20 protein-coding genes and 1 rRNA gene are annotated in these 24,606 nt (G+C 46.1%); 14 read left to right on the forward strand and 7 right to left on the reverse strand.

All coding sequences use genetic code 11. The annotated features are described in order from the left end of the window. Positions 1-34 precede the first annotated feature (34 nt). Positions 35-1,584: ribosomal RNA gene (locus E4N69_RS09010) — 16S ribosomal RNA — on the reverse strand. Positions 1,585-2,435: 851 nt separating this feature from the next. Here E4N69_RS09010 and E4N69_RS09015 point away from each other — a divergent pair. The 3 genes from E4N69_RS09015 (at position 2,436) to E4N69_RS09025 (ending at position 4,834) form a co-directional block, all read left to right on the forward strand. Next, entirely contained in the window at positions 2,436-3,047 is a 612-nt protein-coding gene (locus E4N69_RS09015; RefSeq protein ID WP_253714127.1) for an HAD family hydrolase, read from the forward strand. Between the two features lie 156 nt (positions 3,048-3,203). Beyond that, positions 3,204-4,460: a phosphoglycerate kinase gene (gene pgk / locus E4N69_RS09020; protein WP_253823616.1), complete on the forward strand. Its 1,257-nt coding sequence runs from the start codon at positions 3,204-3,206 to the stop codon at positions 4,458-4,460. An 11-nt stretch (positions 4,461-4,471) separates the two neighbouring features. Then, positions 4,472-4,834, forward strand: a complete 363-nt coding sequence (locus E4N69_RS09025; RefSeq protein WP_253823617.1) for a DUF1667 domain-containing protein — start codon at positions 4,472-4,474, stop codon at positions 4,832-4,834. A 225-nt stretch (positions 4,835-5,059) separates the two neighbouring features. Here the strand turns inward: E4N69_RS09025 and thrS are convergent, their stop codons facing one another. Beyond that, complete coding sequence (gene thrS / locus E4N69_RS09030; RefSeq protein WP_253823618.1) at positions 5,060-6,820, reverse strand: threonine--tRNA ligase; 1,761 nt, start codon at positions 6,818-6,820, stop codon at positions 5,060-5,062. Between the two features lie 155 nt (positions 6,821-6,975). Here thrS and E4N69_RS09035 point away from each other — a divergent pair, with 155 nt between their 5' ends. The 6 genes from E4N69_RS09035 to E4N69_RS09060 all read left to right on the forward strand — a co-directional run bounded on the left by E4N69_RS09035 (position 6,976) and on the right by E4N69_RS09060 (position 11,521). Next, entirely contained in the window at positions 6,976-8,019 is a 1,044-nt protein-coding gene (locus tag E4N69_RS09035; RefSeq protein ID WP_253823619.1) for a threonine aldolase family protein, read from the forward strand. 91 nt (positions 8,020-8,110) lie between these two features. Beyond that, positions 8,111-9,025 carry a DUF4349 domain-containing protein gene (locus E4N69_RS09040; RefSeq protein WP_253823620.1) on the forward strand — a complete coding sequence of 305 codons (915 nt, stop codon included), beginning with the start codon at positions 8,111-8,113 and terminating at the stop codon, positions 9,023-9,025. A 47-nt stretch (positions 9,026-9,072) separates the two neighbouring features. After that, complete coding sequence (locus E4N69_RS09045) at positions 9,073-9,345, forward strand: antitoxin (RefSeq protein WP_253823621.1); 273 nt, start codon at positions 9,073-9,075, stop codon at positions 9,343-9,345. 31 nt (positions 9,346-9,376) lie between these two features. Beyond that, positions 9,377-9,841 carry a hypothetical protein gene (locus E4N69_RS09050; RefSeq protein WP_253823622.1) on the forward strand — a complete coding sequence of 155 codons (465 nt, stop codon included), beginning with the start codon at positions 9,377-9,379 and terminating at the stop codon, positions 9,839-9,841. A gap of 34 nt (positions 9,842-9,875) precedes the next feature. After that, positions 9,876-10,910, forward strand: coding sequence for a S66 family peptidase (locus E4N69_RS09055; RefSeq protein ID WP_253823623.1), 1,035 nt, complete (start codon positions 9,876-9,878; stop codon positions 10,908-10,910). Positions 10,911-11,164: 254 nt separating this feature from the next. Further along, positions 11,165-11,521: a hypothetical protein gene (locus tag E4N69_RS09060; protein WP_253823624.1), complete on the forward strand. Its 357-nt coding sequence runs from the start codon at positions 11,165-11,167 to the stop codon at positions 11,519-11,521. Between the two features lie 4 nt (positions 11,522-11,525). Here the strand turns inward: E4N69_RS09060 and E4N69_RS09065 are convergent, their stop codons facing one another. Further along, positions 11,526-12,527, reverse strand: a complete 1,002-nt coding sequence (locus tag E4N69_RS09065; protein WP_253823625.1) for a PDC sensor domain-containing protein — start codon at positions 12,525-12,527, stop codon at positions 11,526-11,528. Between the two features lie 198 nt (positions 12,528-12,725). Continuing rightward, a complete protein-coding gene (gene ppdK, locus E4N69_RS09070; RefSeq protein ID WP_253714147.1) occupies positions 12,726-15,488 on the reverse strand; it encodes a pyruvate, phosphate dikinase in 2,763 nt (920 codons plus the stop codon). A gap of 202 nt (positions 15,489-15,690) precedes the next feature. On the opposite strand from ppdK, the gene E4N69_RS09075 reads away from it, so the two are divergent. Then, positions 15,691-17,355 (forward strand): Na/Pi cotransporter family protein, encoded by a 1,665-nt coding sequence (locus tag E4N69_RS09075; RefSeq protein ID WP_253714148.1) that lies wholly within the window; start codon positions 15,691-15,693, stop codon positions 17,353-17,355. Positions 17,356-17,410: 55 nt separating this feature from the next. Further along, positions 17,411-18,835, forward strand: a complete 1,425-nt coding sequence (locus E4N69_RS09080; protein WP_253823626.1) for an AMP-binding protein — start codon at positions 17,411-17,413, stop codon at positions 18,833-18,835. A 115-nt stretch (positions 18,836-18,950) separates the two neighbouring features. Here E4N69_RS09080 and E4N69_RS09085 read toward each other — a convergent pair whose 3' ends face one another. Beyond that, positions 18,951-19,334 (reverse strand): hypothetical protein, encoded by a 384-nt coding sequence (locus E4N69_RS09085; RefSeq protein ID WP_253714150.1) that lies wholly within the window; start codon positions 19,332-19,334, stop codon positions 18,951-18,953. A 222-nt stretch (positions 19,335-19,556) separates the two neighbouring features. Here E4N69_RS09085 and metG point away from each other — a divergent pair, with 222 nt between their 5' ends. Genes metG through E4N69_RS09100 form a run of 3 tightly spaced genes read left to right on the forward strand, consistent with a single transcriptional unit; the run spans position 19,557 to position 21,562 of the window. Beyond that, on the forward strand, positions 19,557-19,907 hold the full coding sequence (metG, locus tag E4N69_RS09090; protein ID WP_253823627.1) for a methionine--tRNA ligase subunit beta: 351 nt from the start codon (positions 19,557-19,559) through the stop codon (positions 19,905-19,907). 45 nt (positions 19,908-19,952) lie between these two features. Further along, positions 19,953-20,540, forward strand: coding sequence for a CYTH domain-containing protein (locus E4N69_RS09095; protein WP_162664004.1), 588 nt, complete (start codon positions 19,953-19,955; stop codon positions 20,538-20,540). Then, positions 20,537-21,562 carry an alpha/beta hydrolase family protein gene (locus tag E4N69_RS09100; RefSeq protein ID WP_253823628.1) on the forward strand — a complete coding sequence of 342 codons (1,026 nt, stop codon included), beginning with the start codon at positions 20,537-20,539 and terminating at the stop codon, positions 21,560-21,562. Before E4N69_RS09095 ends, E4N69_RS09100 begins: the two co-directional genes overlap by 4 nt. 15 nt (positions 21,563-21,577) lie before the next feature. Here the strand turns inward: E4N69_RS09100 and radC are convergent, their stop codons facing one another. Next, entirely contained in the window at positions 21,578-22,246 is a 669-nt protein-coding gene (radC, locus tag E4N69_RS09105; RefSeq protein WP_162664006.1) for a RadC family protein, read from the reverse strand. Positions 22,247-22,606: 360 nt separating this feature from the next. Continuing rightward, positions 22,607-24,601 (reverse strand): tetratricopeptide repeat protein, encoded by a 1,995-nt coding sequence (locus tag E4N69_RS09110; RefSeq protein WP_253714155.1) that lies wholly within the window; start codon positions 24,599-24,601, stop codon positions 22,607-22,609. Positions 24,602-24,606 lie beyond the last annotated feature (5 nt).

A 24,606-nucleotide genomic window follows, 5' to 3' on the forward strand; every position in this document is an offset into this window, starting at 1 on the left:
CCTACAAAGCATTTAGTATTTACCTTTCTCTAAGAAAGGAGGTGATCCAGCCGCACCTTCCGGTACGGCTACCTTGTTACGACTTCACCCTCCTTACCAAGCGTACCTTCGGCACCGTCCTCCTTTGCAGGTTAGACAAGCGACTTCGGGTACCCCCAACTCGGATGGTGTGACGGGCGGTGTGTACAAGGCCCGGGAACGTATTCACCGCGCCGTGCTGATGCGCGATTACTAGCGATTCCAACTTCATGAAGTCGAGTTTCAGACTTCAATCCGAACTACGATTGCTTTTTTGCGGTTTGCTCCACCTTACGGTCTCGCTTCGCTTTGTAGCAACCATTGTAGCACGTGTGTAGCCCTGGACATAAGGGCCATGATGACTTGACGTCATCCCCACCTTCCTCCGATTTGTCATCGGCAGTTCCGCCAGAGTCCTCAAGCTTTACCTGTTAGTAACTGGCAGTAGGGGTTGCGCTCGTTGCGGGACTTAACCCAACACCTCACGGCACGAGCTGACGACAGCCATGCAGCACCTGTCTAGCAGGGTATTGCTACCCGGCCTTATCTCTAAGACCTTCTACTAGATGTCAAACCCAGGTAAGGTTCCTCGCGTACCATCGAATTAAACCACATGCTCCACCGCTTGTGCGGGCCCCCGTCAATTCCTTTGAGTTTCACCCTTGCGGGCATACTCCCCAGGCGGTACACTTATCGCGTTTGCTTTGGCACTGAAGCTCTTGCCCCAACACCTAGTGTACATCGTTTACAGTGTGGACTACCAGGGTATCTAATCCTGTTCGATCCCCACACTTTCGCATCTCAGCGTCAATTATCGGCCAGAAACCCGCCTTCGCCACCGGTGTTCTTCCAAATATCTACAGATTCCACCCCTACACTTGGAATTCCAGTTTCCCTTCCGTAATTCAAGCTATACAGTACCCAATGCTATTCTAGGGTTAAGCCCCAGGATTTCACATCAGGCTTACATAGCCGCCTACATGCCCTTTACGCCCAATAATTCCGAACAACGCTCGCCCCTTACGTGTTACCGCGGCTGCTGGCACGTAATTAGCCGGGGCTTATTCGTCGATTACCGTCATCAGATGAGCATTCCCTCTCACCCTTATTCTTCATCAACAAAAGGATTTTACAACTTTTCAGCCTTCTTCATCCACGCGGCGTCGCTCCGTCAGACTTCCGTCCATTGCGGAATATTCTTAGCTGCTGCCTCCCGTAGGAGTTTGGGCCGTATCTCAGTCCCAATGTGTCCGTTCACCCTCTCAGGCCGGATACCCATCGTCGCCTTGGTGGGCCTTTACCTCACCAACTAGCTAATGGGACGCAAGCTCATCCTCAAGCGAAGCCGTAGCTTCCTTTCCTCAACATCTCTTGTGATATGCCGAGTGTATTCGGTATTACCTGCTATTTCTAGCAGCTATCCCCATCTTAAGGGTAGATTACCCACGTGTTCCTCACCAGTCCGCCACTCTAGGAGAGAAGCAAGCTCCTCTCTTGCCGTTCGACTTGCATGCTTAAGACGCGCCGCCAGCGTTCGTTCTGAGCCAGGATCAAACTCTCCATTATTTTATTTCAAACACCCCGAAGGGCGTCTGATCTCAATAATTTTGAAAGCAAGTCCCGTTTCTTTTATTTTAGGAACGTTGACCTTTAAGAGAAAGAAAAATAACAATGCAAAGCAATTATTCATCACCCTGCACGCTCTCTTTCTCTCTCAATTCTTTGTTCTACGCTTATTTCCTTACCAAAGATTTTTCGCTCTTTGGCTTTTCTTCTTTCCCCTCCCTTTAATTTCAAAGACCAGTTTGCTTAACTGCGCTTCGCCTTGGCATCGCAGCAAGCGAAAAAGAATATATCAAAAAACCATTCGTTTTGTCAAGTACCTTTTGTCCTTTTTTATTTTTATTTTTTTAAGTTTTTTTTTCATACATCAAAACCGGAAAAATAAAAAAACATCAACAACGCTTACCGTCTTTATACCGAAACATCAAAAAGAATAATCAACTTTTGCTGTTTTAAATACTGTTCGGTATCATCAACACCTACCTATAACAAACAGGTCTATTAGGTTGATAATAGAAGGAATTGGTAAACCCAAAGGCTTTTCATTCTTGCTACACTGCTTAGCTGCCCGACAGTCATGAAGTGCAACGGAAGAGATAGTATCACATATTACCTCACACTGTCAACTATCTCATGCTACTTTTTTTTGATAAAATCTACTTTCTTTCTCTTTGCATTCTATTTCTGCGATTCACTTCGCTTTTCCACCCTTTCATGGTTATTGAAATAGTGAACATCGCTCAAGGCAAATGTGTTTTGAGGAGGAACAATTACATCTGAAAGATTGCATCTTCTACTATTCACATCATCATATTTCAGTATATTGTTGTACTCAATATCGCAAGGAGCCTCTTATGATTAAAGCACTGATTTTAGATTACGGCAATGTGATTTCTTTAACCGACACGAAAGCTATCGATGAAGCAATGGCTGCTGAAACCGGTATCCCGGTGGAAGCATTTGGAAATCTTTACAGCACGCACCGTAGCGATTTTGATCGGGGAGTCATCAACGGTGAGGAAATGTACAGACGCTTGCTGCAAAATAACGGCTATGAAGAAGCCGCTAAAGATACCGGACTACTGAAGAAGATGGTAGATATTGATTTAGCCGGTTGGCGAACTTTAAATGATGCGGTATGTGATTGGGCTTTAAATATTCAAAAACAAGGTTTCAAACTGGGGATTCTTTCCAATATGCCGTATCAATTTTTAGATCGATATGAAAAAGAAATACCTCCCTTTGTGGCCGCCGATTACGCATGCTTTTCATGCCGATTGCATCTAATAAAACCCGAACCTGAAATTTACCTCAATTGTCTTGAAGGTTTAGGTATCAGTGCAGATGAAGCTGTTTTTTTCGATGACATGGAACGGAATATCGAGGCAGCTCAAAAACTTGGATTTCACGCTTTTGTATGGACGGGATTGGCGCAAGCGCAAAAAGATTGGCTTTCTTGTCTGTAAGGCTGTTTAACTATAATTGCTGAGCGTTGCATTTTTTTATATAACAGAGTATATTTTTATCGGATATAAAACTCTTGGTAGGTGTTGTCATTTTGGAAGATGCGGGGTCGTCTGAACCGAGATACAAGCACCGCCCTAATATAATGGAGGAATGCAATGGTTAAAACGGTAAGAGATGTAGATCTTCACGGCAAGCGTGTTATCATGCGGGTTGATTTTAATGTTCCGATGAAGGACGGGGTTGTGCAGGACGATACGCGAATCGTTGCAGCATTACCGACTATCAAATATATTTTAGAGCAAAAGCCGCGTTCGTTGGTGTTGATGAGCCACCTCGGCGATCCTGCCAAAGATTCAAAGAAAGCTGAGGAAAAAGCGGCTAAGGACGGCAAGCCGTTTGATAAAGAGGTCTACATCGCCGGTAAGCATAAGATGAAGCCGGTAGCGGCATATTTGGAAAGACTGTTAGGTATGCCCGTTCGGCTTGCCGATTCCTGCAAGGGAGAAAAGGCGGTAGTCGATGCACTTCCTGAAGGCGGTATCTTGATGCTGGAGAATACGCGCTTCCATCCCGAAGAAACCTCGAAGGATGCTGCAGAACAAGAAGCGCTTGCCAAAGAGCTTGCCTCCTACGGCGATGTATACGTCAACGATGCGTTCGGCACTGCACACCGCGCTCATGCTTCTACGGCGACCATCGCAAAATTTATGAAGGTAAAAGTCGCCGGTTTTTTAATGGAGAAAGAAGTTAAATATATTGAACCGATGGTAAAAAATCCGCCCAAACCGATGGTCGCCATCATCGGCGGCGCAAAAGTTTCTTCAAAAATTGCCGTACTGGACAGTCTTTTGAAAAATGCCGCTGCGCTGATTATCGGCGGCGGTATGGCGTATACCTTTCTTAAAGCGCAAGGTCATTCAATCGGGAAGTCCTTGGTTGAAGATGATTTTATCGACACGGCAAAGAAACTTTTGACCGATGCAAAGGCAAAGGGCGTTAAAATAATCCTACCGGTGGATCATATTTGTGCCGCCTCTTTTGCCGCCGATGCAAAACCGGAAAGCATAGACGGCTGCGACATCCCCGATTCGCTTATGGGAATGGATGTCGGGCCTAAAACCATCGAATTATACAAGGCGGAAATCTTAAACGCAAAGTCCATCGTATGGAACGGGCCGGTCGGCGTCTTTGAGTTTGAAGCTTTCTCCCACGGAACGGAAGCGGTTGCCCGCCTTGTGGCCGAAGCGACCGGAAAAGGCGCAGTAACGGTTGTCGGCGGTGGGGATTCCGTTGCGGCTGTCAACAAGTTCCATCTTGCCGATAAGATGAGCCATGTATCTACCGGCGGCGGCGCCTCACTCGAATTCTTGGAAGGGAAAACCCTACCGGGAATCGCCTGCCTCGATGCATAAACGAAACCGGCATGAAAGAATTTACCTGTGTTTCCTGTCCTATGGGCTGTAGGCTCCGGGCAATCGAAAAAGACGACACCTACACAATAGAAGGATATAGCTGTAAACGAGGGCTTGAATACGGCTTGCAGGAAATGAAAGATCCTCGAAGAAATATCAGCTCGACGGTGCGCATTGAAAACGGCTTTTTATCGGCGCTTCCCGTTAAAACCGCTGCGCCTATTCCGAAAGGCATGATTTTTCAGGTGATGGCGGAGATCAACAAAATCAGGGTAACGGCACCGGTAAAGACAGGAGCAGTCATTATTCCCGACGTGCTGCATACGGGCATCGACATTGTCGCAACCCGCGATATGCCGTGCCGCGCTGAGTAGTGTATGATGCAATGGCGCCGATTTTGACACGCCATACAATCACGAGCCTATAACAAAACGGCCGGTAATTCTTGCTGAACTACCGGCCGTTGTCATTTATACATACTAGACCTGTTCAGAAACGGAAGTTTCCGAACAGGTTTATTTTCGGTCGAACATCTCTAGGGCATCTGAAAAAAAACTCAGGTATAGCATTTAGAGATGCTTCATCACTATATCTTTCCGTTAAAATTCTGCGCTTGTTGCAACGGTGTCGGTCTTGAGTTTTAAGAAAGCGGTAAATTCATCGACGGACATCGTTTTTTGCGCTCCTTTCAAAAGCCGGACGGTAACACTGTTGTTCTGCTTTTCCTTTTCGCCGACAACAAGCTGATACGGAATTTTTTGTTCCTGATACTTCCGTATCTTTGCATTCATACGGTCGGTATCAATATCAGCCTTTACGCGGAAGCCGGCTTTTGAAAGAGACACGGCGATACTTTCGGCATATTCGTTAAATACGGGAGCGACGGGAATAACCATTGCCTGCACCGGAGAAAGCCACGGGGGCAGCGCACCGCCGAATTGTTCAATCAAAATACCGATAAACCGCTCCAGCGAACCGAGTGCCGCGCGGTGCAGCATGACGGGCTGATGCTTTTGGTTATCCTCTCCGATATACTCGGCATTCAGCCGGTCTTTAGAGGGCAGTTGATAGTCCGCCTGTATGGTACCGCATTGCCATTCTCGGCCAAGCGCATCGACAAGCGTAAACTCCAGCTTCGGCCCGTAAAATGCTCCTTCTCCGGGAGCAATCTCGTATTCAAGACCGGCGGCTTTACACGCTTCCGCAAGCGCATTCTCTGCCCTATCCCACGTTGCATCGTCGCCGACCCGTTTTTCCGGCCGCGTAGAAAACTTGACGAGTATAGCTTTATCGTCAAAGCCGAAATCTCGATAGAGCGATTTAAGCAGGTTACAGAACTTGCACACTTCGGAGGAAATTTGTTCTTCCGTACAGAAAATATGCGCGTCATCCTGCACAAAACCACGCACCCGCATAATCCCATGCAGCGAACCGGACGGTTCATTCCGCGTACAGGAGCCGAACTCCGCAATACGCAGCGGCAAATCGCGGTAGCTTTTAATTCCCTGTTTAAAGATTTCAACGTGCCCGGGACAGTTCATCGGTTTAAGCGCAAACACCCGTTTCTCGCTTTCGGTGATAAACATATTTTCCTTGTATTTTTCCCAGTGCCCCGACCGAAGCCAGAGACTCTGCGGCATAACAAAGGGGGTATTTACCTCAACATAGCCGTCTTCTTTAATCTTCTGGCGTACATGCTGCTGCACGGTTAAATAGAGCGTCCAGCCGTTCGGGTGCCAGAATACTTCGCCGGGATTGTCTTCTTCGATATGGAATAAATCAAGTTCCCGTCCTATTTTGCGGTGATCGTTTTTCTCCGCTTCTGCCTGCATCGTCAGATAGGTTTTAAGGTCATTGGGCGTTTCCCATGCCGTACCATAGATACGGGTCAGCATCGGACGTTTTTCATCGCCGCGCCAATAGGCTCCCGCAATTTTTTGCAGCTTAAAACTTTGAGCGTTAATTTCTTTTGAATTGGCAACATGCGGCCCTCGGCATAAATCAACAAAATTACCCGACCGGTAAATCGAGATTTCCGCATCTTGCGGTAAATCATTGATAAGTTCGCACTTATACGGTTGATCCTTAAAAAGCTCAAGCGCTTGTTGCCTACTGACGATTTCTTTTACAAAGTTCTGCGGAGTTGATAAAAGACGGCGCATTTCTTTTTCGATACGAGCAAGATCATCCTGCGTGATCGATGTCGGAAGGTCAAAATCATAATAAAATCCATGTTCAACGGCAGGCCCAATAGCGACCTTTGTGCCGGGGAATAAATTCATAACAGCTTCTGCCATTATGTGCGCAATACTGTGCCGTAGTAACGGTAATTTTTCTGATTTCGGTAATGAATACTTCATACACCCTCCCTTTATCTCTTCTATTATATAAATATAAATAAAAGCATACCGCCGAATTTTTAGGCTGTCAAGACGGCGTACAACTGTAAAACCGTCAGGGTAAACACGAGGCAAAAAATCTTGCGCAAAAATCTGTTATCCGATAATCTTACGGTATGAACACTCAAAATAGACTCTCTTTTTCTTCGGATTACATGGAAGGGGCTCATCCTGCGATTATCCAGCGTCTTGTACAAACAAATATGGAACAGACGGCAGGATACGGAACCGACGAATATTGTGAACGGGCACGTGCCCTTATCAGAAAAGCGTGCGAATGCCCTGCGGCGGCGGTGCATTTTCTTGTCGGCGGTACCCAGACAAACGCAACGGTTATCGATGCACTCCTTAACCGGTATGAGGGTGTTATCGCGGCACAGACAGGGCATGTCGCCGTACACGAAGCGGGCGCGATAGAGTTCGGCGGGCATAAAGTGCTTTCTATTGCCTGCGACAAAGGTAAAATCACGGCCGCTTCGGTTAAGCGGTATCTACTGGATTTTTATGCGGATGGAAACTATGAGCACATGGTATATCCGGGGATGGTATATATCTCGCAGCCGACGGAATACGGAACGCTCTACAGCAAGCAGGAGATGACCGCAATCAGTGCAGTGTGCCGCGAGTATCATATTCCGCTGTATGTTGACGGAGCGCGGCTTGCGTATGCGCTTGCCTGCAAAGAAAACGATGTAACGCTTGCAGACTTTGCAACGCTCTGTGATGCCTTTTACATCGGCGGCACGAAATGCGGCGCCCTCTTCGGAGAAGCGGTTGTTATTCCCGATCCGAAACGTAGCCCGCATTTTTTTACCATTATAAAACAACACGGCGCCTTGCTCGCAAAAGGAAGACTGCTCGGCATTCAGTTTGAAACGCTTTTTACCGATGACCTGTATCTTCATATCGGGGAAAATGCAATCCGTGCCGCCGATACTATCCGCGCTTTTCTTGCTTCACACAGGTATGAACAATATTTTACCGCCCCGACAAATCAGATTTTTATCGTCCTTGACAATACACGCTATGCAGAACTTTCAAAAAAAATCGCATTCGGTTTTTGGGAAAAGAAAGACGATTCGCACACCGTTGTCCGCATCGCAACCGACTGGGCAACCACACCTGAGAACGTAGAAAAGCTCTTACAAGCACTTGCATAAACAACAAAGGTCTATATAAAACAGTCGATTAGATTTTTAGAGATGCGCTCATTATGATATAATACAGACTTGATGTAAGGAGCACCATTATATGAATCGTCATTGTATTTTTCTATCTTTTTTTATTATCTTTTCAGGAACGGTTGTCTTCAGCTCATGTGCTAAAAAAAGCGATTCGGTTTCAACTAGACAGGTATATGCCGAAGCCGAACATCCCGCAGGAGCGGTAAAAAATGCAGCATACGCAAAAGATGTAAACCCCGCTGATGTAGATACCGCCGATATGCAGCGTCCTTTAGACGGCACAGAGACTGCAAATGCCGCTGCAATGCTCGACCGGCAGCTCATAAAAGAAGGTTCACTCGATTTTGAAACATCAGACATAATGGAAACCCGTCAGCATATCGAAACGCTCGTACAAAAATACAAAGCCTATATCAGCCAAGAAGACGAACGGACTACTGCTTCGCGAATCTATCAGGATATTACCGTTAGAATACCGAAGACGCACTTTGATTCATTTTTGTCGGAACTGTCCGGTGATATTAAAAAATTTGATAACAAGTCTGTTACCGTGCAGGACGTTACGGAAGAATTCGTCGATAGTACCGCACGCCTTGCCGTCAAAAAAGAAACGGAGCAAGGATACCTGCGGCTGCTCAACCAAGCAAAAACAATAAAAGATATCCTCGATATTCAAAATGAGCTGCAGGATATACGGTCGGATATAGAATCGATAGAAGGCAGACTGCGGTATCTGAAAAATTCCGTTAATTTCAGCACGCTGCATATCAGTATGTATCAACAGATAAAAGCCGCATCGGAAACCGGTTCAGTTTTTATGCCGGTATGGGATGCAATAAAAGGCGGAGTACAGGCCTTTGCCGCGGTCTGTATCGCACTGTTGTATGGCTGGGTATTTATCGCCTTGGGAATAGCCGCAATTATCATCATACTGCGTCTACGGAAACGGCGGCGGAAGGATAAGGCTGAGAAAGCACAATAGAAAATTTTATGTGAATAGGTATAATGAGGAATGTATGGAGGCCTACTATGCCAAATCTTCAAGTACGGGATATAGATGCACAATTGTATAACTGGCTTTGTGTGAATGCTAAATTAGCAAATCGTTCGATAAGTCAGCATGTTATAACGATTTTGCAGGAAAAAGCAGCGGCTCCACAGGAAACTCCGACGACCGCAGTTGATGCATTTCTCGCATTAAATGATTCTTGGGGAGATGATCGAAGTGCAGAAGAAATCGTATCCGAAATAAGAAATTCAAAGATAGAAAACTTATCACTGGAAAACTGGGCACAAAAATAAATAGGGAGATAAGCATTGGAGAAGATTAAATATGCCGCAGATGAGTAAAGGTGGAAAATATATTTTCGGCTGGTCTGAGATACAGGAAGATGGAGCGCTCATCTTTCCGCTACCGGCAGTGGAAGAATATAAATTACGCCAAGAGCAATATATTTACATCGTTTCCGGCAGTAAGCAGACGGGCGGATTTTGTGTGATGAGCGAGCCCCTGCTTTCCCTATCAAAACTCAATCACATCCTAAAAGAAAATCCTCGTTTGGCGGATAGGACACTCAAAGAGGGTGAGTTGATTTCATATAAGGGAAGAAAATACGGCTGGCTTACCTTGAAAGATAATGGAGTTCGCCTTTCAGAATCTTTAATGCAGATGTTGGATATAAAGACGGGAGATAAACTATTGGCAATTCGAAGCAGTAATATTGCTTTTACTATGGGTGCAAAAGGTTCATTGATACAAAAAGCGAATGAATATACAGGAGAAATAGAAGTCTTCTGAAAATATGATAAGAAGCTAGTGAGGAGTAAAAACCATGACGGTAAAAAAGATAGCGATTATCAGTCTTTCACGGGGCTTGCTCGGCGAGCCGTTTATTAAGCACGGGGAAGAATTGGGGTTTAAGCGTTTACGCTCATACGGAATAGAAGTCGTTACTACTGCGAATGCCTGTAAAGGAATTGATTTTCTTCAAAGTCATCCCGAAGCCCGTGCGCAGGATTTATTGGATGCTTTCTCCGATCCGTCTATTGATATGATCCTGTGCGCAATCGGCGGAGACGACACATACAAGCTGCTGCCGTATTTATTTGAATATGATGAATTACGAAAGGCGGTACACCATAGCAAAAAGATTTTCCTCGGATTCTCCGATACAACGATGAATCATTTTATGCTGCATAACATCGGCGTGAACACTTTTTACGGTCAGTCGTTTGTGGCGGATATCTGTGAACTTGAAGATGAAATGCTGCCGTATTCAAAAAAGTATTTTGAAGAATTGATTACAACCGGCACAATAAAAGAAATCCGCCCGAGCGATATGTGGTATGGCGAGCGTACGGCATTTGATGAATCACAGATCGGTGTAAAAAGAATGCGGCACCGGAACAATGGATTTGAATTGTTGCAAGGGAAGTCCGTATTCTCCGGCGCTATTCTCGGAGGCTGCATTGAAACGATGTATGATATGTTTGACAACACCCGCCATAATGACAGCCCTGCTCTGTGCCGCCGGTATCATCTTTTCCCGAGCATTGACGATTGGCATGGTAAAATACTGCTTTTGGAATCGAGCGAAGAGCGCACAAAACCTGAGCTCTATCAAAAGATGTTACAAGTATTAAACACTACCGGCATTTTTGAAGTTATAAACGGCATCCTTGTCGGCAAGCCTATGGACGAAGCATATTATGAAGACTACAAGCGCCTTTTAATCAGCGAAATCAACAAACCGGATTTGCCGATTGTGTACAACGTTAATATCGGACACGCGACACCGCGGTGTATTATTCCGCTCGGCGTTGAGGCGATGGTTGATGCGGATGAACAGGTTATACGGTTTGCGTAATTCGCATCATCTATCTTAAAGCATGATGCCGCCGATAATTAATAACTTATACTATTAAAGATGAGAAAAACAGTTTATATCAATTCAAGAGCCGGTATATTTGAATTTCTCTATACTGAAGAAGCTCTCTATTTTCTCAGCGGACTGATAAGTGAGTATGATACATTGTATAAAAATATAATATAAAAGAGTTTACCGGAAAATATCTTTCCGAACAATTAGAAGAGATAAAAAATGCAGTCGATTTAAAAAGTATGTCTAAAAAAGAAATAAAAGAAATTATTAATACTCATGCAGAACAGTTATTAGATTGTTTTTGTCCGCTATGCAATAAAAGAAAAGGTATAAATGCATTAACCATAAATACCGTCTTCAGTATATTGATTTTGACGTTCCGCCATACGAACATTGAAATCGGCTGCAAAGAGTGTTTAAAAGAAAAAGTAAAAAAAGCAAATATCATGTCTTTATGCTGCGGAATCTGGAGCCTTCCATTCGGCATTCCTGTAACGTTGTTTGCAATTTTTAAAAATATACATTCCTTGAAATATCTACACATGGATATACCGACAAAGACATTAAAAAAATATGTATTAAAAGCGGTAAAATAGCAAATTATACCATTTTCCGTATTGCTACACCAACAATAGTTATTGCAACTACGAGGAAAAGGACACTTGTCACAACGACCATACTAGTAAACTTTTTTGTAGCTCCAGTTAATTCCAACTCAGGAGCGTTAAGGACGACCGTCCATCCGGTAGTCTGCATGGTAGAGTATGCAGCTATACAAGGAAGATCCATAAACGTGTAGTGCCCAACCCCTGTTTGACCGGTTAACGCAGTCTCTATAAAAACCTTAAAAGATGCAAGACTTTCATCTGCTGCTGCTTCCGATATGATATTGTACTTATTTTCTACAAAATGTAGATCCCTATCAGCGATTATTATTCCCGTTGAACCGAGTACGGAACAATAGCCGGTATGTCCTACTGTTATGGATTCGATTTTTTTCGAGAAAAAATCCGATGAAACAATCATGCTGAGTACGCCGGTAATTTTATCACCCATGTGGATAGGAACCGCAAAGATAAATGATACGGTATCTATAGAGGAAAACACAGTTGGTTCTGAAACGAAATATTTCCCGCTTGCTGCTGCGCTAAACCATTCTTCATGTAAAGCCGATACTCGTTCACCGCTATTTATAAAGCCGTGCCCATCCATATCACAGAACATTATTCCACGGATTGCATCGTTAAAAGCAGCTTGTTCATACACGATCTTTGCTTTCTTACTATTGGGAATAGATCGATCATTAAGCACCGGCGCATGGGCCAGTACTTCGGCATATTGAAAACAAGCGGCCGTTTCTTTATCTAACATATCAGCGACCGCTTCCGTTTTATCAACCAGAGCTGTTTCGGCTTGTTCACGAACCATTCTTTTTACGGCTTTGACTGCAAACCGGCTTTGTACGGCAATACCTATAATCAGCATACAACTAACTACGGCTATCAGTTTTCTGCGCAGCCGTATTTTTTCCGTTTTACTTTTTTCAGCCTCATATCCGTCAGAATGTTGATTTTCGGTATATATTGTTCTATATCTTCCCATAATAATTACCTTGCTCGTATAACTACATCCGACTCTATTTCTACAATACTGGGCATCTCTAAAAAACTAACCGAGTTTTAGAGATGCCCTATCGATATATTATAATATCCGATATCAAACTATAAAGTAAAAAGGCTGCCCAAAAACTCATAGCTTCGGACAGCCTTCCGGTCGCAAGTTATATCAACTAACGATTATTTACTTCTTTTTTGTTGCGGTTTTAGCAGATTTTGCCGTTTTAGCTGTCTTTGCAGTTTTAGCCGCTTTCTTAGCTCCGGCCTTTTTATCCTCTATTGCAGCCTGTGCAGCAGCAAGGCGGGCAATCGGGACGCGGAAGGGTGATGCCGAAACATACGACATACCGGCGCGGCAGCAGAACTTGACAGATTCCAAATCACCGCCGTGCTCACCGCAGATACCGACCTTTAATTCGGGGCGGGTAGAGCGGCCTTTTGCAATACCGTCTTTCACCAGTAAGCCGACTCCGACCTGATCCAAAGATTGGAACGGATCGGCAGGGAATACTCCCGCTTTTTGTTCATCGACATAGGCAGGCAAGAATTTCGCAGCATCGTCGCGGCTGATGCCAAGCGTCATCTGCGTCAAGTCGTTGGTTCCAAACGAGAAGAACTCTGCCCGTTCTGCGATTTTATCGGCCAACAATGCTGCGCGCGGAGTTTCGATCATCGTACCAACCGCATATTTAATCTTAGCATCGTGTTTTTTAAGGATTGCATCGGCAACATTGCGGACTCTCGCTTCAAGGATCGCAAATTCTTTCGGATCGATGGTAAGCGGGATCATGATTTCCGGCAGTACCGTGATGCCTTTTTTATGCACATTGCATGCCGCAGTAATAATAGCGGTTACCTGCATTTCGAGGATTTCGGGATAGGTAATTGCCAAGCGGCAGCCACGGTGTCCGAGCATCGGGTTCGCTTCATGAAGCTGTTCAACCCGTTCCTTTACGCTTGCGAAACTGATATTGAGCGCTTCGGCCAATTTCTGCTGTCCTTCTTTATCATGCGGCACGAACTCGTGCAGCGGCGGGTCGATTAAGCGGATGGTAACGCCCTTTCCGTCCATCACTTTAAAGATGCCTTCAAAGTCCTTTGTTTGAATCGGGAGCAGCTTAGCCAAGGCTTTTTTGCGTCCTTCGGTGCTGTCTGCAACAATCATCTCACGAATCGCAAGGATACGCTTTTCGTCGTTGAAGAACATGTGCTCGGTGCGGCACAAACCGATACCTTCGGCGCCGTGTTCAAGGGCGACCTTTGCATCTTCGGGACGATCCGCGTTGGTGCGTACTTTGATAGCACGTGTCTCATCAACCCACTTCATCAAGGTCTTATATGATTCCGGCTGTTTTGCCTGTACCAATTTCAGCTCGCCGACATATACGTCGCCTTTAGTTCCGTCAAGGGTGATAAAATCGCCTTCTTTAAGAACCTTACCGTTATAGCTGCATTCGCCTTTTTCGTAATCGATGACAAGTTTTTCGCATCCGACGATACAGCATTTTCCCCAACCTCGCGCAACAACAGCTGCGTGGCTCGTTTTTCCGCCGGTCGCAGTTAAAATACCCTGTGCGGCATGCATACCGCCGACATCTTCGGGGCTGGTTTCCTTACGTACGAGAATTGCTTTTTCTTTCTTTGCAGCAAGCGCCTCTGCCTTAGCAGCGGAAAAACAGATTTTTCCGGCGGCAGCGCCCGGGACTGCGGCAATTCCGCTGACAAGCAAGGCGGATTTCAAATTAGGCTGCTTATAGTCAATGGCAGGATAGAAGATACCTTCAATATCGCTCGCCTTAATACGCATAATCGCTTCTTCTTTGGTGATAAGTCCTTCATTTACCATATCGACGGCCATTCTGAACGCAGCGGCAGGAGAACGCTTACCGGTACGGCACTGGAGCATATAGAGTTTACCTTCTTCTACGGTGAACTCCATATCCTGCATATCTTTGTAGTGGTTTTCCAAAAGAGCGCGGACTTTACAGAGCTGATCGTAGGCTTTTTTATCTTCTTTTTCAAACTCGGAGAGTTTAATCGGTGTACGGATACCCGCAACGACGTCTTCACCCTGCGCATTAAAGAGGTAATCGCCGTAGAATATGTTTTCACCGCTATTGGGATCGCGCGTAAAGCAGACTCCGGTACCGGAGGTATCCCCCTTGTTACCGAATACCATCTGCATAACGTTGACTGCAGTACCCTTAATCCCGACGAGATTTTCTACGCGGCGATAGGTAACGGCTTTTTCAGCCATCCAAGAATTGAATACTGCTCCGATAGCACCCCAAAGCTGTTCGATCGGATCCTGCGGGAAGTCTTTTTTAATTTCTTTTTTATACAGTGCCTTAAACTTTGTGATAACTTCTGCAAGCTCATCTTCATTTACATCGGTATCGCCGACTTTCTTACCCGCTGCAATGTTCAAGCGTCCGCGGGTATGCTTTTCTTTTATCTCATCAAAAAGGTCATCGAACTTTATGCGATCGATGCCCATTGCCGTTGAGCCGTACATCATAATAAAGCGGCGGTATGCATCCAAGGCGAAACGGCGGTTAGACGTCTTTTTCGCTAAGCCTTCGACCGACTTATCGGTTAAACCGAGGTTCAAAATCGTTTCCATCATACCGGGCATCGAAACCGGAGCGCCTGAACGAACGGAAACCAAAAGCGGATCATTGGGATCGCCGAGCTTCTTACCGGCACTTTTTTCCAGCTTTGCCAAGTTTTCTTTTACAGACTGCTCCAGGCCGGCAGGATATTTTTTATTGTTCGAATAATACAACTGACAAACTTCAGTAGTAATCGTAAAACCTGCGGGAACGGGCAACTTTGCGCGAGTCATTTCGGCCAAGCCGGCGCCTTTACCACCCAGCAGCTGCTTCATTTCGCCGTTGCCTTCCGCCTTGCCGTTTCCGAAGAAATAGACGTACTTTTCTTCTGCCATGATTTCCTTCCTTAATTAAAGTAGATAAAAATAGATTAAATACCTATCATATAAATAATACAATTATTGTATAATGTACGATAGTTTATGTCAACGGCTCGATCATAGGCTCAATCAGAGCTGCGGGCAACATCATCAAACCGGTTTGATAAAAACCGTGGATATCATTGCAAAATACATGACCTTTTGCTATGCTGTCGGCATGAAAATAGTTGTAATCTTCCTGCAGGCTCTGGGGAGTCTTGGCTTCATTCTGTACGGCATGAAATTGATGAGCGAAGGAATTCAAAAAAGTGCCGGCGGAAGCCTTCACCGAATCCTCAATATGATGACCGGCAATCGGATCCTTGCCGTAATTACCGGTTTTGCAGTTACCGCTATTGTTCAATCATCAGGCGCAACCACCGTTATGACCGTTTCTTTCGTCAATGCGGGCCTACTCTCGCTCACGCAGGCAATCGGCGTAATTTTCGGCGCCAATATCGGTACGACAGTTACCGCATGGATTGTCGCGTTGGTCGGCTTTCAACTTAAACTCGCCGAAATCGCAATACCGGCATTCGGTATCGGCTTCTTCCTTACCTTCTTCAAAAGAATCCGTCAGGAAAGCCTTGGCGAGGGCATTATGGGGTTTGGGCTCCTTTTTACGGGACTCGGTATTCTTTCTTCCCTGATGCCGGATATCTCCGCCGATAACCTTCCATTTTTATCATTAGCTGCGGACGGCGGTATCTACAGCATTGCCATCGGTTTTATTGCAGGCTTCCTTTTAACGGTTATTCTGCACTCCTCATCGGCAACCACCGCTATTATTCTAACTATGGCGTACGGCAAGGTTATCGGCATTGAATTTGCTGCGGCAAGCGTACTCGGCAGTAACGTCGGTTCGACAATCGACGCAGTTATTGCGGCCATCGGCAGTAAACTCAACGCACGTAGGACGGCCATGGTACACGTACTGTTTAACGTATGCGGCGCGCTTTTGTTCTTAATCTTTTTTAAACCGTCGCTTGCGTTGTTGTATCGCCTAACGCCGGAAGGCAGCAGACTTGCAAACATAACCATCCGGCTGGCACTTTTCCACTCATTGTTCAATATCATAAATACCTTGATTGCACTCCCGTTTGTTTCGTATATTGCGCGTTTCGTAGAATGGCTTGTTAAAGATAAAGGAAATGAATCGCCGGAACGGTATCAGCTGGTTATGCCGAACGAAACGGCAATTAAAGAGAACATCGAAGCGTACATCCTACAGGCGGAACGGGAAATCAGCATGATGTCAACGGTCGTACGAAAGATGTTCGATACGATTCGCCCCTTATTGGAAGATGATTACAAAGGATCCGTTGAAGCCGTCATTGAACAGCTTGTACAGCAAGAAGACTATGCAGACCAAATGCAAGAAGAATTATCCCGTTTCTTAATTGCAACCTCCCGTTTGTCGCTCAGCGTTAAAGCGGAACATAATGTACGGCTGATGCTGACCATCGTCGATAACCTCGAAAATATGACCGATCATATCTATGAATTGGGGCTACACATCGAAAAGAGCAAGAAGAAAAAGCTCAATATTCCAAAAGAGGATATGGATAAACTGTTGCCCTATCTCGGCGTCGTCAATCAGTTTATTCACTTTGTACACGATCACTTGAATAAGCCACTGGCACAAGATCAATTGGCTCTTGCCGATGAAATGGAACAAACAATCGATGCAATGCGCAGCAATCTGAAAAAGCTCGCACGAAACCGTTTGGAAGAAGGCGGCAATGTTAAGGCGGAGCTTTTGTATATCGATATGGTACGGACAATTGAAAAGGTCGGAGACTGCGCGTTCAGTATTTCCGAAACACTCAGCAAAACGATGTAACAGTTTACCGGCAAGGTAATCCAATACAGTCATCCTATGGTTAATGAGGTGAAATATGGAATTGTTGAGATATGCTGAAGAAGATCCGCAGCGGGTATTGGCGATAACCGATAGCGGTAAAACATTACATTACAGCGAAATCAATACAGCTGCAGCAGCACTCCCGAAAGAAGCAGCCCATCAGCTGGTGTTTCTACTCTGTAGAAATTCGCCCGGGACGCTGCTCGGATACCTCGGTTGCTTAAAGGCAGGCGTCGTACCGCTTTTGTTGGATGCACACATTGCACCCGATCTTTTACAACACTTAATTCAAACCTATACGCCCGCCTTTTATTATATTCCGCAAGACTTACCGGAAGAGACAAAAAAGATACTCCCGATGAATAAACCCGTTACAACAATAGCAGACAGCATACTGCTCCGTTCGGATAAAAAAGGGCCGGAGCTTTTTCAAGATTTAGCGCTGCTCCTCACCACATCAGGAAGTACCGGCAGCCCCAAACTCGTACGCTTAACGTACCGCAACATCTGTGAAAACGCACGGTCAATCGCAGAATACCTACACATTACCGACAAGGAGCGGCCGATAACCATGTTGCCGATGAGCTATTCATACGGAATGTCCATTATTAACAGCCATGTTCTTATGGGCGCAACCGTCATATTGACCGGGCACGATATCTTAACCGCTGCGTTCTGGGAACGGGTTAAACAAGAGAACGTCAGTTCGCTTGTGGGAATCCCCTATACCTATCAAATGTTCTCCCGTCTACGGTTGACCGAAATGGAGCTGCCGGCGCTCCAAACACTGACGCAAGCGGGGGGTAAATTGCCGTATGAGCTGCATCAAAAATTCGGCGAATGGAGCCTGAACACCGGACGGCGCTTTTTTGTGATGTATGGGCAAACCGAAGCCGCACCGCGCATGGCATATCTGCCGCCTGATAAGACAATGGAAAAATGCGGCAGTATGGGCATTGCAATCCCCGGCGGAGAATTAAAACTAATTGACGAAGCCGGTGCGGAAATTACCTCGTCCGATACTGTCGGTGAATTGGTGTACCACGGACAAAATGTTTCGATGGGATATGCGGAATGCGCTGCCGATTTAGCGAAAGGCGACGAGTGGCAGGGAACGCTCCATACCGGGGATATGGCAAAACGGGATTCGGACGGTTATTTTTTTATCGTCGGGAGGAAAAAGCGGTTTATCAAGATATTCGGTAATCGGGTTAATTTAGACGATACCGAACGGCTGCTGTCTGCCGCCTTTGCCGATGCCGAATTCGCTTGTATCGGACAAGACGACCTTCTCTGTGTTTATACAACGCTTAAAACTAAAGAACAGCATCGCGCAGTATCGGAATATCTCGCACAAACGACACGGCTTTCGGCAAAGGTGTTCCATGTCTTTTTTATCGAGGCTATCCCTAAGAATCCCGCGGGTAAAACGCTGTATTCGCAGCTGGAGATACGCTAGGGCATCTCTAAAAACTCGCATAGCTTTTAAAGATGCCCTGTACAGTTGTCCGTACATACAAAAAACGGCTGCCTACCTGCACGGTAAGCAGCCGTTGTATTGCCCAGTCTATTTTTTAAAGGTCTTTCATCTGTTTTGCCGTAGGACTAGAAACCTTCTTTAATTTAAACGTCATTGCACCACCCTTTGATATTGTCATCGTTTCGCCGCTAATTTTATAATTACATTCAACAGCAGCTATATACGGAGCTTTAATTTTTCCGTTTTTTGCAGTATAGTCGCCTGAGGTTACCTTCGAAAGTGTACCCAACATCTTCTGGGCGACAATCATTTTGCCATTCGCACCAAAGTAAACATACTGTTCGAAAACTGGCGAGCCAGCAGCAGTGTCTGTCACCTGCCAAACAGAATCAGCCTGTACCTTTCCGCCGCAGCTGGTAACAAACAGGGCGCTTCCGATAAGAAGGGTGAGCATTGCAAGTAATGAAAGTTTTTTCATCTTTTGTTCCTTTACATAATGCAATAATACATTACGTTTCTGAAAATGCGTCCGCCATACGGCGAACGTAAGTTACACATTGCGCATAACTTCTTTTCTATATTACTCTCCCTCTCCCCTTAAAGTCAAGCACAAATATTAAAAAAATGAAAAAAACCAGTCCGATGCAATTGCTATCTTCTCGGCTTGCAGTTTTCGGCTCTTTCTCATATACTGGACAGCATGAGTGAGAAAACAACTGAAATAATTACCTATGATGATTTTGCAAAGCTTCAGATGAAAGCCGGCAAAGTTTTGGAATGCGTAAAGGCTGAAAATGCGGAAAAACTCTATATCTTACAGGTAGACCTTGGCGAAGAAAAGCCGCGCCAAATCGTTTCGAGCTTAGTAGACTACTACACTGCCGAAGAATTGGTCGGCAAAGAGATTATCGTGCTTGCAAACCTCAAGCCTGCTAAAATGCGCGGGCATATTTCCGAAGGTATGCTGCTCTGCGCGGAAACTACGGATTCTTCGGTCTGCGTTCTGCTCAAACCTGAAGCACCGGTACCTGTAGGCGCCGATATCACCTAATAACCGTAAGAGCAAACCGCTTTCCATATTGGCACAGATGAGCGTATGCACGAAATCGAATTAAAAGCGCATCTTGAACATCCCAAAAAAACCGAGGCGCTGTTATCCCGTATCGCAGATTTTTCACTCCGCTGCACCAAGACCGACCGGTACTGGACACTCGGAGAAAAAACGATACGGATACGGCGGGAACTGATTGGGGACAAGGAAACGGTTTTCATAACGCATAAGCAGAAACACTATACCGATACGATAGAAACCAACCGCGAACTCGAATTTGAGCTTGCAGCTGTGTCCGTACCGGTATTTACCGAAATGCTCAAAAGCCTCGGTATGACCTGTACCGCAGAGAAGCAAAAGGAGACAAAAGTTTTTGTTCCATACACAGATTTGTTCCCGGCTGGTATACTCGAAGGCTCCGTATCGGTAGAGCTTTCAACAATACATCCGATCGGACATTTTTTAGAAATCGAAGTCCTCTACCCCGATGAAGGTTCCGATACCGCCGCTTACGAACGGCATATCCGTAATGCGCAGGTTATTTTCGATACGCTGCTCACCGCTTTAGAGATACCGCAATCGGCTATCGAAGTGCGCCCGTATAATGAACTACTCGCTTGTAGGTGTTTATGAAAACATATAAAAAGATATTTTTATCGCGTATATTCTTCTTTTTTACTTTACTGCTTCTGTCGGACAAAACAGCCGCGCTATATGCACAAACCGTTGACGCGCTGCTTGAATACGAAGTTGCTGTCTTGAATCCTGAAACTTTAAAAAAATATAACCGCATATACAGCTATGAACCCAATCACGCTTTTGAAGCGCCGGACTTAACTGACGCGGTTATTTTAGATAGTCCTCTCACTGTTTTTTATCCGGTACTTGAGGGGATCTACCCACTCGTTATTATCAGCCATGGCTGGCAGGTTTCAAAAAAACCGAATGCAAGCCTTGCCCGTTATCTTGCCTCTCAGGGATATGTCGCAGCGATTCTGTCGGCAAAAGAGAAAAGTTATCCCGAAGAGTTTATCGCTGCGTTTGAGTCGGCTTATACACTTTTAAAAACGGCAAACGAAAATACTGAAAGCCGTTTATTTAAGCGGATGGATATGCAAAAAACGGCAGTCATCGGCCACTCGATGGGTGGGACGGCGGCACTGCACTTTTCGAAATCAAGTCCCGATATCAGTGCCGTTATTGCATTGAACCCGTATAATGGAGCCTCGTTCCTTATAGAACGAGTCGGCGGCAAAAATGAGGTACTCGGTACCGATCTCACCACTCTACAAATCCCTGTCCTTATTGTTACCGGAAGCAAAGATAATGTCGCGTATCCCGAAAAAACCTTTGAATTTTACAAACACTGCAATACATCTGCTCCGACAGCTTTTTTATCTGTTAAAAACGGTGTCCACGGCAGCGGACTCGATAGTAAAGGCAACATCCTTTCAGGCTGGTTCGATATTGAACTCTATACACGTTACAGGCTTTTAATACTTGGCTGGCTTGACCTATTCTTAAAGCAGAAAATATCGGAGGCCTCTATGCCGTATTTACAACCGGCAGCGTTTGAAGCCATAAAAGACTGGTTTTACTCCGGCAACATAAAACGATACCCTGCTTACGCTTTTCGTAACTTTTTGCGCCGGTAAGTGCCAAGCATAACCCTAAATAAGAGGAAAACCAGCCTCGATAAAGCTCATGTACTCGCCGTTCGGCGACAGAATGATGTGATCCAACACCTCAATTCCTAAGAGCCGTCCGGCCTCACAGAGTCGCTTTGTCAAGTTTAAATCCTCAGCAGAAGGCGCCAAAGCTCCCGACGGATGGTTGTGGGCAAGAATAACTGCGGCAGCTCTATCTGCAAGCGAATCGGCGAATACCTCACGAGGATGAACCAGGGTATGAGTCAACGTTCCTACGGAAACCACACGGATCGCTAAAATTTCGTGAGCGCCGTTCAGCGATACACAGATAAACTGCTCTTGTTTACGCACCGAGTAGTGCCGCAAGAATGGAACAATATCACTGGGGTGCCGAACTTTTTCGCCTCCGACACCGTAATATCGCCTACCAAGCTCGAACGCCGCGAGAATAGTTGACAGCTTTGCTGCACCTATCCCATTCACAGTTCGTAACGCTGCTTCGATACTTTCCGCTTTGCGCGTATCGATATGCCGGACAATTTCTTCGGCAAGTTTTGTTACCGGCTTATTCGCAATACCGGTGTGCAAAAGAACTGCAAGCAAATCCGTATCGCTCAACCGTTCCACTCCACACTCTAAAAGGCGTTCCCGTATATCCGGTTTTTTACGCATATTCTGATGTATAGTCATACCTCGTATATAGCGCATGAGCAGGCATTTTGGCAAGAAAAATGATAAAAATACGTCGAGGATTTTCAGTAGCCGTTGAGTAAAAACGCTTCGCCAGCGCCTTTTGAAAATAGCCTGTTGAGCAGTGTACATCCGTGTACACTGCTCAACGACGAGATTTGATCGGAGCTCAAATCTCGCTACTGTGTGGAACCACCGCCATCCGTGGCGGTTCTGAAATACCATTTGCCGTTAGCCTTTTGAAAATAGACGGCGTAGATACGAGGCGCGAGCACAAATTAACCGCAGGCGTATCTTTGATACGTTGAGGATTAATTTGTGCGCAGCAACGAAGTAGATATGCCGTATATTTTCAAAAGGTTAGCGGATGCTTCGTAAAAGAGACAACAATTGCGACATCTGCTGCCCGCGCGGGTCGGTACCGTCGACGGTTTTTTCCGCCTTACTGCCGGTCTTTGCCGGATCGGTGTAAATGAGTACCGCCATATCGCCTTTCGTCATCCTATCGTAGTAGCCCTTCCGCGTAAGCGTTCCTTCGGTAAGGTCTTCCGAAATGCGCCCTATCGTGAACGTCCCGAGTACGTCTTTTTCGTTATACAAGAGCCCGATACCTTCATTCGCAATGGTGAGCGTTCCCTTCTTGACGATTTCGATAGTATAATCGGTAAAATCGCAGTCGCCCGAACCGATATCGATAACCGCTTCCGCCTGAGAACGTCCGGCGATGCTGCCGATAACCGGCATTGCTTGATTAAATAGACCGATGATGCGGCGGACAGCGTTGCCGAACCGGTCATTACCCGACCGGTACACCGTTAAAGTTTCCGCTTTTGAACCGGTACGCCCGACATAGAGATCAAGCGTAATCTGTATATCCCGCTCATTTTCCTGCAAATTGACAATACCGAAATAATCGTTTCCGGCAGTGCGCGCCTGTCTGAACGCCTCCGTATACGAACTGGGGCTATCCAAATGAGCGGAAACCGCAAAACGGCGATTGTAAGAAAGAATATCGTTTATCAGCGCCGCGGTGAGTTTTTCCGCTTCGGGGTGAAACACATTGGCCGCATTTACCTGATAAAAAAGCCCGACGGAAAGGTGCGCTTTGTTCAAATACAGCGGATCGATCTTCCAGCGGTTCCGCACCGAGTGGTCAAGCATCTTGCTGTAGGCCTCTACCGTGTCGTTGATCCGGGCGGTACTCTTTTCGATGGACTGAATAAATTCAAGCTGCTGTACAGCGCGCTCGTAAAAGCCCTGCCGCATCAGGATATTGGCATACGCTTGACGGCTTTCCGTGTCATACGGGTACACCTTGAGGGCGCGCCGGTATTCATATAAAGCTTGGTCAGTCATGTTGCGGTTTAAGAAAGCATCGCCCTTTATGCGGTGCGCACCGGCGAGTGTTTTTCGCTGCGTATCTTCAAACTCAAAGGTCTGAACGGCGATATCCTCAAGCAGGGTGCGCATCAGTTCGTTTTCGGTATCGACGGAAAGCCCGATTTGCGCAGCTTCAAAGGCTTGTTTTTTTTGCGCAAGCTTCATTAAGCAGAGCGCTTTTACATACCACGCATCGGCACGCTTACGGTCCCCCGCAATGCGCAAATCGGCTACGGACATTGCCTCGCGGTAACGGCCGGAGCTGTATAACAGCGAGCAGAGCAGCGCCCGTGCCTTGTCGTAGTCTTCGTCAATGGTAAGCGCCGCACGGATACGCCCTTCCGCTTCGCTCAGGTTGCCTGCAAGAGCGGAAAGGTAACCGGCAAAGTAATGCACCTGCGCGTTATCTCCGTGGTATTGCAGGGCGCGGCTGATGTAACTCTGCGCCGCTTTGTTATTACCCGTTTCGTGGCTGAGCAGCGCAAGCGACAGAAGCGCTTTGCGGTTCTCACTCTGGCGGCGAAGCGCGGCGGTATACAGTTCCGAAGCATTGGTTAAGCGGCCGCCCGTTACCTCGATTTCCGCCATGCCGAAGCGGGCGTCGAGGTTGTTCGGGTAACGGTTCAGAATACTCGAAAAAATCTTTTGCGCGTCTTCGATACGCCCGATACCGATTAGGATAAACGCATAGAGGTTTTCGATATCGACATCCTGCGGGGAGTAACGGCGCGCCTTTTCCGCGTAGACAATAGCCTGATCGTATTCGCCCAGCGCGTAAAAACATTCGGCTAATCCCCGATACACGGCATTATAGGCGGGATTTTCTTTTAAGGCTTGTTGATAGAGTTCTATAGCGCCGTACCAGTTTTCATGGTATTGCAGCTCTTTTCCTTTCTCAAAGAGTTGGATAGGAGAAGCCAAAAGAGGCAGCGCGACGCAGAGCAGAAACACACTAAACAGACTATTTTTACGCATAAATC

It is taken from the genome of Treponema sp. OMZ 906, from assembly GCF_024181185.1.
Classification (GTDB): Bacteria; Spirochaetota; Spirochaetia; order Treponematales; family Treponemataceae; genus Treponema.

Bases quoted from the DNA above. Each gene is read 5' to 3' on its own strand.
- E4N69_RS09015 (WP_253714127.1), top strand. From the start codon at position 2,436: ATGATTAAAGCACTGATTTTAGATTACGGCAATGTGATTTCTTTAACC.
- pgk (WP_253823616.1), top strand. From the start codon at position 3,204: ATGGTTAAAACGGTAAGAGATGTAGATCTTCACGGCAAGCGTGTTATC.
- E4N69_RS09025 (WP_253823617.1), top strand. From the start codon at position 4,472: ATGAAAGAATTTACCTGTGTTTCCTGTCCTATGGGCTGTAGGCTCCGG.
- thrS (WP_253823618.1), bottom strand. From the start codon at position 6,820: ATGAAGTATTCATTACCGAAATCAGAAAAATTACCGTTACTACGGCAC.
- E4N69_RS09035 (WP_253823619.1), top strand. From the start codon at position 6,976: ATGAACACTCAAAATAGACTCTCTTTTTCTTCGGATTACATGGAAGGG.
- E4N69_RS09040 (WP_253823620.1), top strand. From the start codon at position 8,111: ATGAATCGTCATTGTATTTTTCTATCTTTTTTTATTATCTTTTCAGGA.
- E4N69_RS09045 (WP_253823621.1), top strand. From the start codon at position 9,073: ATGCCAAATCTTCAAGTACGGGATATAGATGCACAATTGTATAACTGG.
- E4N69_RS09050 (WP_253823622.1), top strand. From the start codon at position 9,377: ATGCCGCAGATGAGTAAAGGTGGAAAATATATTTTCGGCTGGTCTGAG.
- E4N69_RS09055 (WP_253823623.1), top strand. From the start codon at position 9,876: ATGACGGTAAAAAAGATAGCGATTATCAGTCTTTCACGGGGCTTGCTC.
- E4N69_RS09060 (WP_253823624.1), top strand. From the start codon at position 11,165: ATGTCTAAAAAAGAAATAAAAGAAATTATTAATACTCATGCAGAACAG.
- E4N69_RS09065 (WP_253823625.1), bottom strand. From the start codon at position 12,527: ATGGGAAGATATAGAACAATATATACCGAAAATCAACATTCTGACGGA.
- ppdK (WP_253714147.1), bottom strand. From the start codon at position 15,488: ATGGCAGAAGAAAAGTACGTCTATTTCTTCGGAAACGGCAAGGCGGAA.
- E4N69_RS09075 (WP_253714148.1), top strand. From the start codon at position 15,691: ATGAAAATAGTTGTAATCTTCCTGCAGGCTCTGGGGAGTCTTGGCTTC.
- E4N69_RS09080 (WP_253823626.1), top strand. From the start codon at position 17,411: ATGGAATTGTTGAGATATGCTGAAGAAGATCCGCAGCGGGTATTGGCG.
- E4N69_RS09085 (WP_253714150.1), bottom strand. From the start codon at position 19,334: ATGAAAAAACTTTCATTACTTGCAATGCTCACCCTTCTTATCGGAAGC.
- metG (WP_253823627.1), top strand. From the start codon at position 19,557: ATGAGTGAGAAAACAACTGAAATAATTACCTATGATGATTTTGCAAAG.
- E4N69_RS09095 (WP_162664004.1), top strand. From the start codon at position 19,953: ATGCACGAAATCGAATTAAAAGCGCATCTTGAACATCCCAAAAAAACC.
- E4N69_RS09100 (WP_253823628.1), top strand. From the start codon at position 20,537: ATGAAAACATATAAAAAGATATTTTTATCGCGTATATTCTTCTTTTTT.
- radC (WP_162664006.1), bottom strand. From the start codon at position 22,246: ATGACTATACATCAGAATATGCGTAAAAAACCGGATATACGGGAACGC.
- E4N69_RS09110 (WP_253714155.1), bottom strand. From the start codon at position 24,601: ATGCGTAAAAATAGTCTGTTTAGTGTGTTTCTGCTCTGCGTCGCGCTG.